Raw genomic sequence first — 17,473 nt, 5'->3', positions numbered from 1 at the left:
TGCTCGCGCGGCGCCGGATCGCTCGACGCCAAATCTTGCAACGCCAGGCCCGACACTTGAGCCGCGGCGGCCTAGCGCCTAAAGCGCGGCGCCGGATCGCTGAGCCGCCCACGCCAAAGGGCTGCGCCGGCCATATACACAACGCCAGCGACAATGAGCAACGCGCCAATGAGGACGACAGCCATTTCTCCTCACTCTTCTTTAAGCTCCTGCGCCTGGGACAGCAGCGTCAAGGGCTGATAGCGAGGCGTTCGCGACGTCGCTCGCCACGCCCGCTGAGACAGAACGGTCAAGACGCCGGCAGGTTCCCGCTAGAGCGGGATGCGTCCGACTTGAACTAATTGAACTATCAGCGAATTGGCGACAGATCTGTCAGCCGAAGTCCGAAGGCGGCACCTTCTCGCCTTCGCGCTTGGCGCGCCTGGAATAGGCGCGGATGCTGAGCGGCAGGAAGAGCAGATAGCCGGCAACCGACGCCGTCAGCGTGTACCAGGGATAGGTCATCAACAGCAGGATGTAGAGGACGACACCGAGGATGATCGGCAGCACCTTGTCGCCCGGGACTTTCAGGCTTTTTCCGGAATAGACCGGCAGCCGGCTGACCAGCAGGAAGGCTATCAGAACGGTGAAACCGGCGGCGATGAAGGCGGCAGGGCGGGACGGCTCCACACCAAGCCGCAGGAAGTACAGGTAAAGCGGCAGCATCACCAGCACGGCGCCCGCCGGCGCCGGCACGCCGACGAAATACTCGGTCTGCCACTGCGGGCGATCAGTTTCTTCGTCGAGCACGTTGTAGCGAGCGAGTCTCAGCCCGCAGGCGATGGTGAACAGCAGCGCGGCAATCCAGCCCGGCGAGCCGGCCTGGTCGAGCAGGAAGGCATAGAGCACCAGCGCGGGTGCTACGCCGAAATTGACGATGTCGGCCAGCGAATCCATCTGCGCGCCGAATTTGGACGTCGCCTTCAGCATGCGTGCCAGACGGCCGTCGATGCCGTCGAGGAAGGCGGCCAGCAGCACCATCACCACTGCCGGCTCAAAACGGCCTTCGAAGCCGAAGCGGATGCCCGAGAGGCCGGCGCAGATGGCGAGCACTGTGACAAGATTGGGCAGCACCATGCGCATCGGAATTTCACGGATGCGCGGGCCGCCGCTGCCATGCGCCTCGAATTTTTTGAACGGCGCGCCCACGGCTCAGGACACCCGCACGAGCGGCGTTGCGGCAACGCCGCCGAATTCGGCCAGTATGGTTTCACCGCCGACCGCAGTCTGGCCGACGGCGACACGCGGCGTTGCGGTCGACGGCAGGAACACATCGACGCGCGAGCCGAAGCGGATCAGCCCGAAGCGCTCGCCGATGCCGATCGTGCTGCCGGTCTCGGCCCAGCAGACGATGCGCCGCGCCACCAGGCCGGCGATCTGCACCGCGGCCACCGTGCCGTTCGGGCTGTCGATGACCAGGCCATTGCGCTCGTTGTCGGCACTCGCCTTGTCAAGTGCGGCGTTGAGGAACTGGCCGGGCCGATGCTCTATCCTTGTGATGCGCCCGCGCACCGGAGCCCGGTTCACGTGGCAGGAGAAGACGTCCATGAACACCGAGATGCGGGTCATCTCGCCGCCCCCGAGGCCAAGTTCGCGCGGTGGCACTGCCGGACCGACCGCCGTGATGATGCCGTCGGCCGGGCTCACCACCAGGCGGTCGTCGACCGGCGTGACGCGCTCGGGATCGCGGAAGAAATAGACGCACCAGGCCGTCAGGATGAGGCAGACCCAGAACAGGATCGAAGAGAAATAGCCGAGGAAAAGCGTCACCGCTGCGAAGGCGGCGATAAACGGATAGCCTTCGCGATGGATCGGAACCAACGTTTTCTTGATCGTGTCGACGAGGTCCATGGAATGGAAACAACCTAGTTTCAGGTCCGGCCTCAATAGCGGAAACACCCTGTGGCCGCAACGCGACAATGAGGGAACGCCGGATCCGGCGTTCTCGTCCGCATTAGCCGATCGCGGGCGTTGGAAGGGGTCCAATGAGCCTGTCCAAAAAAGCATGACTGGTGTCGGGGCGAACCGGCCTCATGCGTCCTTGGAGATACGGGCCTTGTCAAAGCGCCCGCCGAACGAAAGCTGGAGGCAACAAATGCTGTCACGGAAATCAGCAGCAAAGGAAGCGCGGGTCGTGATGAACGGTCTGGCGTTCGGCGAATCGCCGCGCTGGCATGATGGCAGGCTTTGGTTTTGCAACTGGGGAACCGGCCAGATCATCGCCGTCGATGCCGACGGCAACAGTGAGATCATGCTCACCGTGCCGGCCACCCTGCCCTATTCGGTCGACTGGCTGCCGGACGGTCGCCTGGTCGTCGTCTGCGGGCGTGAGGGCTTGGTGCTGCGGCAGGAAGCAGACGGGACGCTGGTCACCCACGCCGATCTGCGACACCTCTCAGGGAACGCCTGGAACGAGATCGTCGTCGACGGGCGCGGCAACATCTACGTCAATGGCGGTGGGCCAGCGCCGGTTCCCGGCCAGCATTTCGGCCCCGGCACCATCGTGCTGATTGCACCGGACGGGTCGGTGCGGCAGGTGGCGGACAAGATCGCCTTCGCCAATGGGATGGCGGTGTCGCCTGACAACAAGACGTTGATCGTCGCCGAGTCCCACGCCAACAGGCTGACCGCCTTCGACATCGCCGCCGATGGCGGCCTTGCCAACCGGCGGCGATGGGCCGACCTCGGCAACGGCTTTCCCGACGGCATCTGCCTCGATGCCGAAGGCGCCATCTGGTATGCCGACGTCCCCAACCGGCACTGCGTGCGGGTGCGCGAGGGCGGGGCGATGCTCGACAGTGTCGATGCCGATCGCGGCTGCTTTGCCTGCATGCTCGGCGGCGCCGACGGCAAGACGCTGTTCATCGTCGCCGCCGAATGGCGCGGCTTCGAGCACATGATCAGCGATGCGCGCACCGGCCAGGTGCTCAGCATCGAAGCTTCCGCGCCGGGCGCTGGCTGGCCGTAGGGGCTACGACACCTCGGAGGGGCGGCGGCGGACGACAACGCCGAACTCGTCGCGCTCGCGAGCAATGCGCAACCGCTCCTCGGCCTCGGTTGCCTCACGCTGGCGATCCCACATCGACGCGTACAGGCCGGCCTTGCGCATCAAGGCGGCATGCGTGCCGCGCTCGGCGATCTGGCCGTCCTGCAGCACGATGATCTCGTCGGCCGAAATCACCGTCGACAGCCGGTGGGCGATGACGATGGTGGTGCGACCCTTGCTGACGAGGTCGAGTGCCGCCTGGATCTCCTGTTCGGTATGGCTGTCGAGAGCCGAGGTCGCCTCGTCGAGCATCAGGATCGGCGGCGCCTTCAAAATGGTGCGGGCGATTGCCACGCGCTGCTTCTCACCGCCGGACAGTTTCAGTCCGCGCTCTCCGACCATCGAACGGTAGCCGTCGGGCAGCCGCTCGATGAACGGTCCGATCTGGGCGAGTTCTGCCGCCTTGCGCACATCCTCCTCGCTGGCATCGACGCGGCCGTAGCGGATGTTGTAGGCGATGGTGTCGTTGAACAGCACGGTGTCCTGCGGCACCATGCCGATCGCCGCGCGCAAGCTCTGCTGAGTCACGTCGCGAATGTCCTGGCCGTCGATCAGAATCTTGCCGCCCTGGATGTCGTAAAAGCGGAACAGCAGCCGCGAAATGGTCGACTTGCCGGCGCCCGATGGCCCGACAATGGCAACCGTCTTGCCAGCCGGCACTTCGAAGCTGATGCCTTTCAGGATCTTGCGGTTGGGATCGTAGGAAAACTGCACGTCGCGGAACTCGACCTTGCCGGAGCCGACGACCAGCGGCTTGGCCCCCGGCTTGTCGACGATCTCCTGCGGCACATCGAGCAGATCGAACATCTGCTCGATGTCGGTCAGCCCCTGGCGGATTTCGCGATAGATGAAGCCGATGAAGTTTAGTGGCACCGAAAGCTGGATCAGCATGGCGTTGATGAAGACGAAGTCGCCAACCGTCTGCGTGCCGGCCTGCACCTCCAGCGCCGAAAGGCACATGACGATAACCGTGCCGAGACCGAAGATGACGCCCTGGCCGAAGTTCAGCCAGCCGAGCGAGGTCCATATCCTGGTGGCAGCGGTCTCGTAGCGCGCCATCGAACGGTCGAAGCGCTCGGCTTCCATGCCCTCGTTGTTGAAATACTTGACCGTCTCGAAATTGAGCAGCGAGTCAATCGCCTTGGTGCTGGCATCGGTGTCACTGTCGTTCATGTCGCGGCGAATGACGATGCGCCAGTCGCTCGCCCTGATGGTGAACCAGATATAGAGCCAGACCGTCACCGCCACCACAGCCACGTACTTCCAGCCATAGGTGACCGCGAAGATGCCGGCTGTCAGCGCGAATTCGAGGATGGTCGGCAAGGTGTTGAGCACGGTGAAGCGGACGATCGTCTCGATGCCCTTGGTGCCGCGCTCGATGATGCGCGACAGGCCGCCGGTGCGGCGCTCGAGATGGAAGCGCAGCGACAATCGATGCATGTGGATGAAAGTGCGGAAGGCGAGTTGGCGCACCGCATATTGTCCGACGCGGGCAAATAGCGCGTCGCGCAGCTGGTTGAAACCGAGTTGCACCAGCCGCACGACATTGTAGGCGATGACCAGCATGACTGGCGCCAGCATGAAGGCCGGCAGCGGCGGCGCCGACTTGGCGTCACCAGCCAGCGCATCGGTCGCCCATTTGAAGAAGTAGGGACCGGCAACCAGCGTCAGCTTTGCGACGACCAGAAGCACGGTCGCCCACACCACCCGCGCCCGCAGGTCGGCACGGTCGGCCGGCCACATATAGGGCCAAAGATTGCGCAATGTCTTGAGGGTCGAGCCAGAATCGGCGGAGACGGTTTTTTCGGCCATTTTATCGCCTTTTCGTATTTCTTATTGATTGACCACGATCTTTTCCGAAAATCGGCTTCCACTTTTCGCTGACACGGTCGTTCGGGATTATGGTCTAGCGGCCGGAGCAGCACGAATTGACCAGCGCGGCCAGCGATGCGGAAACATCTTCGAGCGCATCGCTGTCGACTTCATAGCGCGAGCGTTGCCGATCCGGCTGGTAGCGGACGAGCCCGGCATCGACCAATATCTTCAGGTGCTGCGAAACGGTGGACTGCGCCAGGTCGAGATGGTCGACGACCTCGCGGCAGCAGCAGGAGTGGCTGGCCGAAAGGTGCCGGAGAATTTCGATCCGGGCCGGATGCGAAAGCGCGGCGAGCTTTGCGGCGACGGCCTGGCTGTCGGCGAAGCCGCAGGTCTTCTCGGTCAAGGGAGCGTTCATCGTCTATCGGCGATAGACGATGAATGAACTTTCCGCAAGAGCCCGCTAGAGAAGAAAAGGATTTCTAGTTGGCCTTTGTCGGGGCTGTCGTCATCTGGTCGCCCATCGCCTTGAGGTTGGCGGCTTCGCCTTCCTGCGATTTTCCGGGGACCTTGAACACCTGCCCCGGCCAGATGCGGTCGGGATTCCTGATCTGATCCTGATTGGCGAGGTAGATGGTCGAGTAGCGAACGCCTTGGCCGTAGACGCGCCGCGAAATCCGCCACAGCGTATCGCGGCGGCGGATGATAACGGCGCTGTCGGCGTGTTCGAGCTTCGGCGCCGCGGTCTCGGGCACTCCGGTCGGGGGCGTCGCAGCCGCCATATCGGCTGGCGCCTCGGCCGAGGGCGCCGCAGGCGTGGTTGCCGGCGCGGCCGGCTTTGCCTCGGCAGGCGCCACGGCGGCGATCGACTCGCCCGGCTCGCGCTCGAACGGCACGGCGGCACGGGCCACCACCTTGACCCCTTCGGCATCGAGCGCATCGACGTGGATCGTGTAGGTGCCGACCGGAATGTTGCGCGTCGCCTCGACCAGGAAATGGCCATCGGGCGAAGTCTTCGCGTCGCCGAGCAAGATATCGTTGGCATAGGCGCGTACCTTGCGACCGGGGTCGGCGAGCCCGGCGACGAAGATCTTGTTGCCGTCGATCTCGATCGCTTCGACGACGACCTTTGGCCCTGCAGCTGCTGTCGCCGGTGCGGCCGCCCCGCCCGGGGCGGGCGCGGGGGCGGCGTCGATGGTGGCCGGCGCCGTGGCAGCCGGTGCGGCTGGTGCTGCGGCAGCGGGGTCCCCGGCAGCGGAGTCCTCGGAAGCCGGGGCGGCCGCCTTGTCGCCGGCAGGCGGCGATTCAGGCTTTGTCTCGGGTGAAGGAACGGTGAGCAATTCGGAGGCCTTGCCCGGCTCCTCGATCATCGCCAGCACCTGGCCAGCAGGACTCTTGGGAATCGAGACGATAGCCGTCTGCGCCGAGGGGGTTATGACATTGCCGGTCATCGAGCGCAGCGCGATCGTGTAATCGCCGGGTTTCAGCGCATCGTCGAGAACGATGGCAAAAGCGCCATCGGCACCGGCGACCGTCGAGCCGAGAACCGTCGAACCGTTGAGAATCTCGACCTTGGCGTTGGGTGCGGCTTTGCCGGCGACGACAATAGAGCCCTTGATCTCGACCCGAACGATGTCGAAAGTCGGCGCAATCGCATCGGCCGTGGCCGGCACTGCCGGTGCCATCGCACCAGCGGCAGGCGCCGGCGGCGGCGGTGCATCGGTCACTGGTTCGGCCGGCGTCTCCACCGGCGGCGTCAGCGATGCCACTTCCGCCGGCGGCGTGCGAGTGAGATACGGATCGAGCGCGCCCGACACATAGGCGGTTCCCGCCGCGGCGACGGAGCCGCCGACGACGAACAAAAACGCCTTCAAAGGATTAATTGCCATATTTCCCTGCCCTTAGCCACCTAATGCGGTCTAGCCTGTTTTGCCCAAGGCGACAAGAACAAGGGGGGCCGACAAGAAAAAGGCCCGACACGAATAAACGGGGCCGACAAGAAAAAACCCGCCCGGGCTTGACCGCGAATAAAGACCCAATCACCAATCATCTCATGAACACGATTCGATCCATCTGCGTCTATTGCGGCTCGTCTCCGGGCCGCGATGTAACCTATGCCAAGGCCGGACACCTGCTTGGGCGTTCGATCGCCAAGTCCGGCCTGCGTCTGATCTATGGCGGCGGTACCAGGGGCATCATGGGAGCCGTCGCCGAGGGCGCAATGCGGGCCGGCGGCAAGGTGACGGGGATCATTCCGCGCTTCCTGATCAACAGGGAGGCCACCGAAACCGCGCTTGACCGACTTGACGAGCTCGTCATCACCGAAAACATGCACGAGCGCAAACATACGATGTTCGAGAAATCCGACGCGTTTGTGGCGCTTCCGGGCGGCATCGGCACTGTCGAGGAAATCATCGAGATCATGACCTGGGGCCAGCTCGGCCATCATCGCAAGCCGATCGTCTTCGGCAACGTTGGAGGATTCTGGGACCCGATGCTGGCGCTGCTCGACCATATGATGGCCGAAGGCTTCATCCACACCGCGCAGCGGGTCAGGCCGCTGGTGGTCGACGATCCGGAAGCGATCGTCGCTGCCATCATGGTCGCGGGATCATCGGTCGACGCACCGACCGAAGGCGTGCAGTCGGTGATCGACAAGCTTTAGGGTATAGGGGAGTATGTAGTGCATGCCGCGCTCGTGAGGCGCTGCCCTACTGGCCTACTGGCCTACTGGCCTACTGGCCTACTGCCCTACTGCCCTACTGACCCGCCAGATGACATTGCCGACATCGTCGGCGACGAGCAGTGCGCCGCTCTGATCGATAGCAACGCCGACCGGACGGCCCATCGCCCTGCCGTCACGCCCGACGAAGCCAGCGAGCACATCTTTCGGGGGACCGCTCGGTTTACCACCGCGGAACGGCACGAAGATCACCTTGTAACCGCTGAGCACACTTCTGTTCCACGAGCCGTGCTGACCAACGAACGCGCCGTTGCCGTAGGCTGGGCCGAGCGACGCCCCTTTGGAGAAGGTCAGTCCCAGCGAGGCGGTATGGGAACCCAGCGCGTAGTCGGGCTTGACCGCCCTAGCCACGAGACCGGGGCGCTGCGGCTTGACGCGTTCGTCGACGTTCTGTCCGAAATAGCTGTAGGGCCAGCCGTAAAAAGCGCCGTCACGAACCGAGGTCATATAGTCCGGCACAAGATCGTCGCCGATCTCGTCACGCTCGTTCACGGCGACCCAAAGCTTGCCGGTTTCAGGGTTCCAGGAGAGCCCGTTCGGGTTGCGCAGCCCTGACGCGAAGACCCGGGTACGGCGGGTCGACCGGTCCACTTCAAGGACGGCGGCGCGGTTCTTCTCCGCGGCCATGCCGTTTTCTCCAACGTTACTGTTGGAGCCGACGGTGACATAGAGCTTGCGTCCATCCGGACTTGCGATCACATCCTTGGTCCAATGATGGTTGAGATCTCCGGCCGGTAAGTCGACGATCTTTTCCGGCGGCGTTGTGGCTCGGGTCTGGCCATTGGAGTAGGGGAAAGCGACAAGCGCGTCGGTATTCGCTACATAGAGAATGCCTTTGGACAGCGTCATACCAAAGGGAGAATTGAGGCCTTTTGCGAATGTCCTGCGCACATCCGCAATGCCGTCGCCATTGGTGTCGCGCAGGAGCGTGATGCGGTTGGCGCTTTTGGTCGCGGCCCCGGCGCGCTTCATAGCCAGTTCCATAAAGACCTTTCTAAGGCTGAAGCCTTCGTCATGCTTGGCAGGGGCATTGGTTTCGGCAACCAGCACGTCCCCGTTCGGAAGCACGTGCAGCCAGCGCGGATGGTCGAGGCCGGTGGCGTAGGGGTTCACCGTCAGCCCGTTCGCCGGGTTCGGCATACCACCTTTCTGCCAGCCTTTCGCCTCGGCGATGTTGACGGTCGGGATCAGCGTCGGTCTTGGTTTCGGTAAGGTTGGGTTGGGGCCATAGCCGGTTATTGCCCCCGTTTTCTGCGCCGAAAAGCCAGCGCAGCCCGCAATGACGGCTCCCAATACCGCTATGAGTAGGCTTCGTGGGAAGCCAGCATGCATCGGACGTCCTCCGCATGGATTGCGTCGTGCTCTTTACGCAAACGCGAGTCAAGGACGTATTATTCCAAACTCGCTCCAAACAACGGCGTTGGTACGCCGCCTCGGATGACCGTCAAAACAGTCACACGAAAACGGTTCGCCCGTGCTAATAATCACAGTCTAGGTCGCCGCCACGCGGCGTATTCGAGAGACTGGCGACGCGATCATGAACATCCCTCTCAATCCAGACGGCAGCGATCTGTCGCCTTACCTGCCGGACGAGCACGGGCTGTTCTTCGTCTATCACTTCACCGCCGAAGGCACGAGAACCAAAGACGCGACCACCACACACTGGACATGGCGCAGCTACCAGGTTTCCGACATGCGCGCCCGCCACGAGATCGCCACCGAGCCGGCTTCGCCGCCGCCGGTGCGCGATGCCTTCCTGTCGGCCGGCCATGGCTGCCATATCGACCTCGAGGACGACTGGCTGTACGGCGATTTGCCGGACCTGCGCCACGACTATTCGGCGGAGGCGCGCGGGCTTGGCCATTTCCGCTTCGCCTTCAACGACACGATGCTGATCGGCGGCCGCAAGCAACCGCTGCAATCGGTCGACAAGATCCGCAAGGCGATCGACAACGGATCGCGAAAGTTCCGCTCTCCGGCCGAACTGATCGAGGCTGTCATGGGCCAGTCGCTCGACGGCATGACGACGGAACTCGCTGGCCTTGGCGACACGCTCGATGGCATCGAGGACCGCATCGTCTGCGATGCATGGCACAATGAGCGGCAGGCGCTGGTCGATGCGCGCCGGCAACTGGTGGTGATCCATCGGCAGATGGCGACGCTGACCAGCCTGTTCCGCCATCTCGACCATTCGCATCGCAATGACCTGCCTGACGCGATCAACGACATGGCGGCACGGCTTTCGCACCGCGCCCATACGTTGCATCATGACGGCGAGCAATTGCAGGCCCCCGCCCGGCTCTTGCAGGACGAGCTGATGGCCAAGCTGACGACGCAGTCGAACCAGTTGCTTTACATGCTGTCGGTGATGACCGCGGTGCTGTTGCCAATGACGATCATCTCAGGCCTGTTCGGCATGAATGTCGGCGGGCTGCCGCTGGTCGACACGCCGGTGGGCTTTTGGGTGGCGTCGGCGATATCGCTCGCGGTCGCGGTGGTCGTCTATCTGTTCGTCAGGCGGCTGGGGCGCGGGATGTAGCGGCAACCGTTACAAGGTCGCGCGAAAATCCTCGAGGACAGTGCCGGCAGCGCGCGCCTCCGCTTCGTGGTTCGGCTCGCGCCACTCCTCTGCAAGGGCTGCCGTGTACCATTCGCGCATCGCCGGCAGAGCCAGCAATCGCGCCGGATAGGTGGCAGCTGCGCCCTCGAAGGACAGTCCGTAGGACTGAACCCTAAACGCCACCGGGGCAAAGAAGGCGTCAACGGCAGTGAAGCGATCGCCAGCCAGGAACGGTCCGCCGAAGCGGCGAAGCCCATCGCCCCAGAGATCGCCGAGACGAAAGAGGTCGTGCTTCAGCGCATCCGACATCGGCACCGGCGCGACGCGGACACCGCAGTTCATCGGACAGGAGCCGCGCAAGGCGTTGAAGCTCGAATGCATTTCGGCCGCTGCCGACCGCGCCCAGGCTCGCGCCTTCGCGTCGGCGGGCCAGACGCCAGCGTGGCGCTCGGCCAGATATTCGGTGATGGCGAGCGAATCCCAAACTGCCCAGCCGTCGTCAATCAGGCACGGTACGAGGCCGCTGGGCGAGAACGGCCGGTAGAGGCTCCAGCTCGATCCGGTCGGAAACGGTGTCAGCCGCTCCTCAAAGGGGACGCCCAATGTCCGCATCAGCACCCATGGCCGCAGCGACCACGAGGAATAATTCTTGTTTGCTATGTGCAGCACGTACATCGAAAATCCTCGCTCTAACGCATTGCCGGCCGGATCTCGCGGCCGCGGAACATCGACCAGGAATAGATCGCCAGCGCCGCCCAGATCAGGCCGAAGGCGATGGCCTGGGTGCTGCCGAAGGGTTCGCCGAAAATCAGCACGGCGATCAGGAACACAATGGTCGGCGCGATATACTGCATGATGCCGATGGTGGAGAGACGCAGCAGCTTGGCCCCGAAGCCAAACAGCAGCAGCGGTATGGCGGTGACCGGGCCGCAGCCGATCAGCAGTGCGGTATCGTTCAGGGAACTGGAGACGAAATGGTCCTGCCCGGTGACGATGAGGAAGATGATGTAGCCGAGCGCCGGCACCGACAGCAAAAGCACTTCAAGCAAGAAACCCTGGCTGGGACCGATCGGCAGCGTCTTGCGGAAGAAGGCGTAGGCGGCGAAGGAAAACGCCAGCACCAGCGACACCCAGGGCAGCTTGCCGGCGTCGATCGTCAGCACCGCGACCGCGATGGCCGCCAGCACCACCGCCGCGATTTGCAGCCGGTCGAGCCGTTCGCTGAGCAGCAGCGCGCCGACGACGACGCTGACAAGCGGGTTGATGTAGTAGCCAAGAGCGGTCTCGATGGTACGGTCGACCGCGATGGCCCAGACATAGATGCCCCAGTTGACCGAAATCAGCGCCGCCGTCAGCGCCGCCATGGAAATGATGCGCGGCGAACGCAACGCCGCTTTGAAATCCGCCGTGCGGCCGGCCCAGATTAAAACGGCCGCCGCGATCGGCACCGACCAGACGATGCGGTGCGCGATGACTTCGGCCAGCGGCAGATGTGCGACCGCCTTCATATAGAAGGGCAGCAACCCCCACAGGAGATAGGCGCCCAGCGCCAGCAGGAATCCACGCCGGGCATTTGAGACTGCTTCGAGCTGAATTGCTTGCGTGGCCATGTCCCAACGCTATGCGCCAGCCGCCGGGCCAAGACCATCGCAAAGTTCTGATGGATCAATGGACTTTCGCTGATGGTTCAATCCTACTCCGCCGCGACCAGCCCGGCCATCTCGCGGTTCTTCATCAGCTTGTAGACGATCGAATCCATCAGCGCCTGGAATGAAGCGTCGATGATGTTTTCGGAGACGCCGACCGTCCACCAGCGGGCGCCGGTCGCATCGTGCGATTCGATCAGCACTCGCGTGATCGCCTCGGTGCCGCCATTGAGGATACGCACCTTGAAGTCGGCAAGCTCGAGGTCGGCGATCTCGTTCTGGAACTTTCCGAGATCCTTGCGCAGCGCGATGTCGAGTGCGTTGACCGGACCGTGCCCTTCCGCCACCGACATCTTCTCCTCGCCATCGACCAGCACCTTGACGATCGCCTCTGAGACCGTCTTCAGCTGGCCATTGGCGTCGAACCGGCGCTCGACCATGCAGCGGAACGAGGTGACGCTGAAGAATTCCGGCAGGCCGTGCAGCATCTTGCGCGCCAGCAGCTCGAAGCTGGCGTCGGCGCCTTCATAGGCATAGCCCTCGGCCTCGCGCTCCTTGACCACTGATATCAGCGCGTCGAGCCGGTGGTCATCTTTCGGCATTTCGATGCCGCGCCGTTTCAACTCGGCAAGGAAATTGGCCTTGCCGCCCTGGTCCGAGACCATGACCCGGCGGCGGTTGCCGACCGCTTCCGGCGGCACATGCTCGTAGGTGGCCGGCTCCTTGGCCAGCGCCGAGGCGTGGATGCCGGCCTTGGTGGCGAAGGCGGAACCGCCGACGTAGGGCGCCTGCGCTTCCGGCGCGCGGTTCAGCAATTCGTCGAAGGCGCGGGAAAGGCGCGATATTCCGGCCAACGCTTCGGCCGAGATGCCTGTCTCGAAGCGGCTGGAAAAGGCCGGCTTCAGCGCCAGCGTCGGCACGATCGAGATCAGATTGGCGTTGCCGCAGCGCTCGCCGATGCCGTTCAGCGTGCCCTGGATCTGGCGCACGCCGGCCTCGACGGCGGCCAGCGAATTTGCCACCGCCTGGCCGGTGTCGTCATGGGCATGGATGCCGAGATGGTCCCCCGGTATGCCTGCCTCGATGATCTTCTCGAGGATGGTGCGCACTTCCGACGGCTGCGTGCCGCCATTGGTGTCGCACAGCACCACCCAGCGCGCGCCGGCGTCGTAAGCGGTCCTGGCGCAAGCCAGCGCATAAGCGGGATTGGCCTTGAAGCCGTCGAAGAAATGCTCGCAGTCGACCAATGCTTCCTTGGCCGAGCCAATCGCCGCCTCGACCGACGCCTTGATCGTCTCGAGGTTTTCTTCGTTGGTGCAGCCCAGCGCGACGCGGACATGGTAGTCCCAGCTCTTGGCGACAAAGCAGATGGCGTCCGACTTCGACTGGACCAATGCGGCAAGGCCTGGATCGTTCGAAGCCGACGCCCCTGCCCGCTTGGTCATGCCGAAGGCGACGAATTTGGCGGTGGCCGTGCGGTGCTTGGCAAAGAAGGCGGTGTCGGTCGGATTTGCGCCGGGATAGCCGCCTTCGATATAATCGACGCCGAACCCGTCGAGCAGCCCGGCGATGGCGATCTTGTCCTCGACCGAAAAGTCGATGCCCGGCGTCTGCTGGCCATCGCGCAGTGTGGTGTCGAAGAGATAGAGGCGCTCGCGGCCCATGATCATTTCCCCGCAAACTTATCCGTCGCCCGGATCAGCCGGTCGAGGATGCCCGGCTCCGAATAGGCATGGCCGGCGCCCTCGACCAAGTGGAAGTCCGCCTTCGGCCACGCCTTGTGCAGCGCCCAGGCGTAGCGCGCCGGGCACGGCATGTCGTAGCGGCCATGGACGATGGTGCCGGGGATGTCCTTCAACTTGAAGGCATCACGCAACAGTTGCCCTTCCTCAAGCCAGCCAGCATGGACGAAATAATGGTTCTCGATGCGGGCGAAGGCCACGGCGTAATCGTCTTCGCCAAACCGGCTGCTGGTTTCCGGATCGGGCAACAGCGTGATCGTCTCGCCTTCCCACAGGCTCCAGGCGCGGGCGGCCTCGACCTGCGCCTTGCGGTCGCTGCCGACCAGCCGCTTGCGATAGGCGGCCATCATGTCGCCGCGCTCGCCCTCGGGGATCGGCGCCAGGAAGCGCTCCCATTTGTCGGGGAACATTTCCGAGACGCCGAACTGATAATACCATTCGAGCTCCGCGCGCGTCAGCGTGTAGATGCCGCGCACGACCAGTTCGCTGACCCGCTCGGGGTGCGTCTCGGCATAGGCCAGCGCCAGGGTCGAGCCCCACGAGCCGCCGAACACCAGCCATTTGTCGAAGCCGCACATGTCGCGCAGGCGCTCGATGTCGGCGACCAGATGCCAGGTGGTATTGGCCTCGAGCGAGGCGTTGGGCGTCGACTTCCCGCAGCCGCGCTGGTCGAACAGGATGACATCGTAAAGCTTCGGATCGAACAGCCGTCGGTGCTTTGGGGAAATGGTGCCGCCCGGTCCGCCATGCAGGAACACGGCCGGCTTGGCGCCCCTGGTGCCGGAACGCTCCCAATAGACCTGATGGCCATCGCCGACATCGAGCATGCCTGAGTCGAAGGCCTCGATCTCCGGATAGAGGCTGCGCAGGTCATTGCTCATAATTTCAGGCCCTGCTGCGGCCAATTGGCCGTCTCGTGATCCGGATGCTGGAAGGAGATGATCGATTCCTGCCTTGTGTAGTAGTCAGGATCGTCATGGACCGGCGCGTCGAAGATCTTCTCCACCCAAGGCAGCCGGGCGGCGTAGTTGACCTGGATCTGCGGTGCGAGGTCGGAGCGATCGTCAAATGCGCCGATGGCGATCTCGAGCCCGCCAGGCTGCCTGTAGGTCAACGGCGTGCCGCAACGGCTGCAAAAGCCGCGATCGATGTTAACCGACGACTGGAAATAACTCGGCTCCTCGCGCACCCATTCGACGCCGTGCTTCGGCACCGTCACCAGCGCGCCGAAGAAGGAACCGAACTGTTTCTGGCACATGCGGCAATGGCAGATGGAAGGGCGTCCGAGCGCCCCACGAATGCGGAAACGCACGGCGCCGCACTGGCAGCCGCCGGTTCGAACGGTTTCGGTCATGATCTTTCCTCCGGCGGCCATTGTTCGGTGTCGTGGTCGGGGTGCTGGTAAGAAACCAGATCGGCGAGATAGGAGGACGACGAAACATCGGCCATCGTGTCCTCGCCAGGCAATTCGTGGATGTGATCGACATAGGGGAGTTTTGCTTCGGTGCCCCACTGGATGGTCGGCGCGATCTCCTCCGCATGGTCGAAGGCCGCGATGGCGAGTGCGGTGCCGTCGGGCGCCTCGAAAGTCAGCGGCGTGCCGCAATCGGCGCAAAAACCGCGCCACGCAGCGTTGGAGGAATGAAAGCGTTTGGGCGCACCGCGCGTCCAGTCGAGTTTTGCGCCACGCACCGACACCAGCGGCAGGTAGAAATTGCCGCTTGCTTTCTGGCACATGCGGCAATGACAGACGGAGGCGTCGCCCAGCGCGCCTTCGACACGGAAACGCACGGCGCCGCACTGGCAGCCGCCTGTGTAGACCGGTCTGTTATCCAGGCTCATCGCTTCACTCCGGGGCATGGCAGACGGCTTCGATATTGTTGCCGTCGGGGTCGAAGACAAAGGCGCCATAGTAGCTCGCGTGATAGTGCGGACGAAGGCCCGGCCCACCATTATCCTTGCCGCCGGCAGCGATGGCGGCGGCGTGGAAGGCATCGACTTCGGCGCGGCTGCGCGCGGTGAAGGCGACATGCTGGCGGTCCTTTGGCTTGTCCTTGCCTTGATGCAGCCAGAACACCGGCCGGTCGCGGCCATAGCCGCCAACCTTGGCGCCACCAGTGTATTCCTGCGGCACCATGTAGAGCAGCGAGGCACCGAGCGGTGCCATCGCCCTGTCGTAGAAAGCTTTCGACACGTCGAAATCGGAAACGGTGATGCCAAGATGGTCGATCATGGAACTACGTCCCTTGCTGGTTCGCCGGCCGCCCTCATCGCTTTACCTCCCACGTCGTCACGCGCTCACCCGTGCCCGGATCCTTGCCGTCCTTCAGTTGCACGCCCTGCGCCAGAAGCTCGTCGCGAATGCGGTCGGCCTGGGCCCAGTTCTTGGCGGCGATCAGTTCCAGGCGCCTGGCGATGGCCCTGGCGATGACATCTTCATCAACCTTGGCCGGTGCGACGTCGAAGCCGAGGAACGACAGTGCCGCCTTCAGCGAAGCGGCAGCATCGTTGCCCGCGGCGGCAGCGTTGCCGCCACCGACAGTATTGGAATCCACAGTCTCGCCGGCCAGTTGCGTCAGCACCTGGAACGCAGGATAGGTTGCGAGATCGTCCGACAAGGCTTCCACCACTTCGACCGGCAATTGATTGGCCGCCGCCGGTGCCAGGTCCGCCGCCCGCTTCCATTTGCGCAGCGTATTTTCCGCCTCTTCCAGCTTGCGCACGGAGAAGTCGATCGGCTCGCGATAATGCGTCATCAGCATCGCCAGCCTGAGCACCTCGCCTGGCCACTTGCGGCCACCAAAGGTCTCCGTCTCCAGCAACTCGTTGATCGAGTGGAAGTTGCCCAGGCTCTTGGACATTTTCTGCCCCTCGACCTGCAGAAAGCCGTTGTGCATCCACACCTTGGCCATCACCTCGGTGCCATGGGCGCAGCGCGACTGTGCAATTTCATTCTCGTGGTGCGGGAAGATCAGGTCGAGCCCGCCGCCATGAATGTCGAAGACCTCGCCGAGATAGGCGGCCGACATCGCCGAGCACTCGATGTGCCAGCCCGGCCGGCCCCTGCCCCACGGGCTGTCCCAGCCCGGCTCTTCCGGCGAGGACAGCTTCCACAGCACGAAATCGCCAGGGCTCGTCTTATGCGGATCGACGGCGACGCGAGCGCCGGCCTGCTGTTCGTCGAGATTGCGTTTCGACAATTGGCCGTAGTCCGGCATCGAGGCGGTGTTGAACAGAACTTCGCCTGCCGCAACATAGGCATGGCCGCGTTCGATCAGGCGTTGAATCAAGGAGATCATGTCGACTTTGCCATCTGCGCGCGGCTCGACGAATTCAGTGGCCCGGGGCTCGACCGTAGGTTGCAGGCAGCCGAGCGTCGCCACATCCTTGTGGAACTGGTCGGCGGTCTTTTCGGTGACCCGCCGGATCGCCTCGTTCAGCGACAGCTTTCCCGAGGCAATCTCGGTGCCGAAATCGCGCAGTGCGCGGTCGTTGATCTTGTCGTCGACATCCGTGATGTTGCGCACATAGGTGACGTGCGCTTGCCCGTAGAGATGGCGCAGCAGACGAAACAGCACGTCGAAGACGATCACCGGCCGCGCGTTGCCGATATGGGCAAAGTCATAGACCGTCGGGCCGCAGACATACATGCGCACATTGCGCGGATCGATAGGGAAGAAATCCTCCTTGGTCCGCGTCAGCGTGTTGTAGAGGCGCAGGCCCTTCGATGCGTCAGACATTCGTGCCTTCCCGGTGCGTTACTTTTTGGTTGGGGCCCGCTTGCGCCGAGACGCAAATCAGCCACCAGCCTGCTGGCCGGGGCGTTTGTCCACTCTAGAAGGAAGATAGGCGAAAACGTCCGGACCAGCGCGAAGCTAGCCA

General features: G+C 63.6%; 17 protein-coding genes. 3 read left to right on the top strand and 14 right to left on the bottom strand.

Annotated elements, in window-relative coordinates; genetic code table 11:
* Nucleotides 1–372 precede the first annotated feature (372 nt).
* Both AC0L15_RS15625 and AC0L15_RS15620 read right to left on the bottom strand, forming a co-directional pair.
* Complete coding sequence (locus tag AC0L15_RS15625; protein WP_023800727.1) at nucleotides 373–1,188, bottom strand: CDP-alcohol phosphatidyltransferase family protein; 816 nt, start codon at nucleotides 1,186–1,188, stop codon at nucleotides 373–375.
* 3 nt (nucleotides 1,189–1,191) lie between these two features.
* Nucleotides 1,192–1,890, bottom strand: coding sequence for a phosphatidylserine decarboxylase (locus AC0L15_RS15620; RefSeq protein WP_287244115.1), 699 nt, complete (start codon nucleotides 1,888–1,890; stop codon nucleotides 1,192–1,194).
* A gap of 244 nt (nucleotides 1,891–2,134) precedes the next feature.
* Here AC0L15_RS15620 and AC0L15_RS15615 point away from each other — a divergent pair, with 244 nt between their 5' ends.
* A complete protein-coding gene (locus tag AC0L15_RS15615; RefSeq protein WP_036262072.1) occupies nucleotides 2,135–3,007 on the top strand; it encodes an SMP-30/gluconolactonase/LRE family protein in 873 nt (290 codons plus the stop codon).
* A 3-nt stretch (nucleotides 3,008–3,010) separates the two neighbouring features.
* Here the strand turns inward: AC0L15_RS15615 and AC0L15_RS15610 are convergent, their stop codons facing one another.
* From AC0L15_RS15610 to AC0L15_RS15600, 3 genes are all read right to left on the bottom strand, one after another.
* Nucleotides 3,011–4,897, bottom strand: coding sequence for an ABCB family ABC transporter ATP-binding protein/permease (locus AC0L15_RS15610; RefSeq protein ID WP_287244118.1), 1,887 nt, complete (start codon nucleotides 4,895–4,897; stop codon nucleotides 3,011–3,013).
* A gap of 94 nt (nucleotides 4,898–4,991) precedes the next feature.
* On the bottom strand, nucleotides 4,992–5,318 hold the full coding sequence (locus AC0L15_RS15605; RefSeq protein ID WP_236371642.1) for an ArsR/SmtB family transcription factor: 327 nt from the start codon (nucleotides 5,316–5,318) through the stop codon (nucleotides 4,992–4,994).
* 64 nt (nucleotides 5,319–5,382) lie between these two features.
* Complete coding sequence (locus AC0L15_RS15600) at nucleotides 5,383–6,789, bottom strand: LysM peptidoglycan-binding domain-containing protein (RefSeq protein ID WP_287244121.1); 1,407 nt, start codon at nucleotides 6,787–6,789, stop codon at nucleotides 5,383–5,385.
* Nucleotides 6,790–6,953: 164 nt separating this feature from the next.
* Here AC0L15_RS15600 and AC0L15_RS15595 point away from each other — a divergent pair, with 164 nt between their 5' ends.
* A complete protein-coding gene (locus AC0L15_RS15595; protein ID WP_027152697.1) occupies nucleotides 6,954–7,565 on the top strand; it encodes an LOG family protein in 612 nt (203 codons plus the stop codon).
* A gap of 78 nt (nucleotides 7,566–7,643) precedes the next feature.
* Here AC0L15_RS15595 and AC0L15_RS15590 read toward each other — a convergent pair whose 3' ends face one another.
* Nucleotides 7,644–8,975, bottom strand: coding sequence for a PQQ-dependent sugar dehydrogenase (locus tag AC0L15_RS15590; protein ID WP_287244124.1), 1,332 nt, complete (start codon nucleotides 8,973–8,975; stop codon nucleotides 7,644–7,646).
* Between the two features lie 205 nt (nucleotides 8,976–9,180).
* Here AC0L15_RS15590 and AC0L15_RS15585 point away from each other — a divergent pair, with 205 nt between their 5' ends.
* Nucleotides 9,181–10,182, top strand: coding sequence for a transporter (locus tag AC0L15_RS15585; RefSeq protein ID WP_473496555.1), 1,002 nt, complete (start codon nucleotides 9,181–9,183; stop codon nucleotides 10,180–10,182).
* Between the two features lie 9 nt (nucleotides 10,183–10,191).
* On the opposite strand, the gene AC0L15_RS15580 is transcribed toward AC0L15_RS15585, so the two are convergent.
* The 8 genes from AC0L15_RS15580 to cysS form a co-directional block, all read right to left on the bottom strand.
* The gene (locus AC0L15_RS15580; protein WP_287244132.1) at nucleotides 10,192–10,878 is read right to left on the bottom strand and encodes a glutathione S-transferase family protein; all 687 of its coding nucleotides are present in this window, start codon (nucleotides 10,876–10,878) and stop codon (nucleotides 10,192–10,194) included.
* A 14-nt stretch (nucleotides 10,879–10,892) separates the two neighbouring features.
* On the bottom strand, nucleotides 10,893–11,813 hold the full coding sequence (rarD, locus tag AC0L15_RS15575; protein ID WP_473496554.1) for an EamA family transporter RarD: 921 nt from the start codon (nucleotides 11,811–11,813) through the stop codon (nucleotides 10,893–10,895).
* Nucleotides 11,814–11,896: 83 nt separating this feature from the next.
* Nucleotides 11,897–13,513, bottom strand: coding sequence for a citramalate synthase (gene cimA, locus AC0L15_RS15570; protein ID WP_287244136.1), 1,617 nt, complete (start codon nucleotides 13,511–13,513; stop codon nucleotides 11,897–11,899).
* Nucleotides 13,514–13,515: 2 nt separating this feature from the next.
* Nucleotides 13,516–14,472, bottom strand: a complete 957-nt coding sequence (gene pip / locus AC0L15_RS15565; protein ID WP_091590505.1) for a prolyl aminopeptidase — start codon at nucleotides 14,470–14,472, stop codon at nucleotides 13,516–13,518.
* Complete coding sequence (locus AC0L15_RS15560) at nucleotides 14,469–14,945, bottom strand: GFA family protein (protein WP_287244137.1); 477 nt, start codon at nucleotides 14,943–14,945, stop codon at nucleotides 14,469–14,471. Before AC0L15_RS15560 ends, pip begins: the two co-directional genes overlap by 4 nt.
* Nucleotides 14,942–15,433: a GFA family protein gene (locus tag AC0L15_RS15555; RefSeq protein WP_287244139.1), complete on the bottom strand. Its 492-nt coding sequence runs from the start codon at nucleotides 15,431–15,433 to the stop codon at nucleotides 14,942–14,944. Before AC0L15_RS15555 ends, AC0L15_RS15560 begins: the two co-directional genes overlap by 4 nt.
* Nucleotides 15,434–15,437: 4 nt before the next feature.
* Nucleotides 15,438–15,824 carry a VOC family protein gene (locus AC0L15_RS15550; RefSeq protein ID WP_473496553.1) on the bottom strand — a complete coding sequence of 129 codons (387 nt, stop codon included), beginning with the start codon at nucleotides 15,822–15,824 and terminating at the stop codon, nucleotides 15,438–15,440.
* A gap of 34 nt (nucleotides 15,825–15,858) precedes the next feature.
* Nucleotides 15,859–17,331 (bottom strand): cysteine--tRNA ligase, encoded by a 1,473-nt coding sequence (cysS, locus tag AC0L15_RS15545; RefSeq protein ID WP_473496552.1) that lies wholly within the window; start codon nucleotides 17,329–17,331, stop codon nucleotides 15,859–15,861.
* Nucleotides 17,332–17,473: the final 142 nt, after the last annotated feature.

The organism is Mesorhizobium sp. WSM4846, assembly GCF_055811415.1.
The sequence above is the reverse complement of the archived record's forward strand: the minus strand, read 5'-3'. Positions and strand labels throughout refer to the sequence as shown.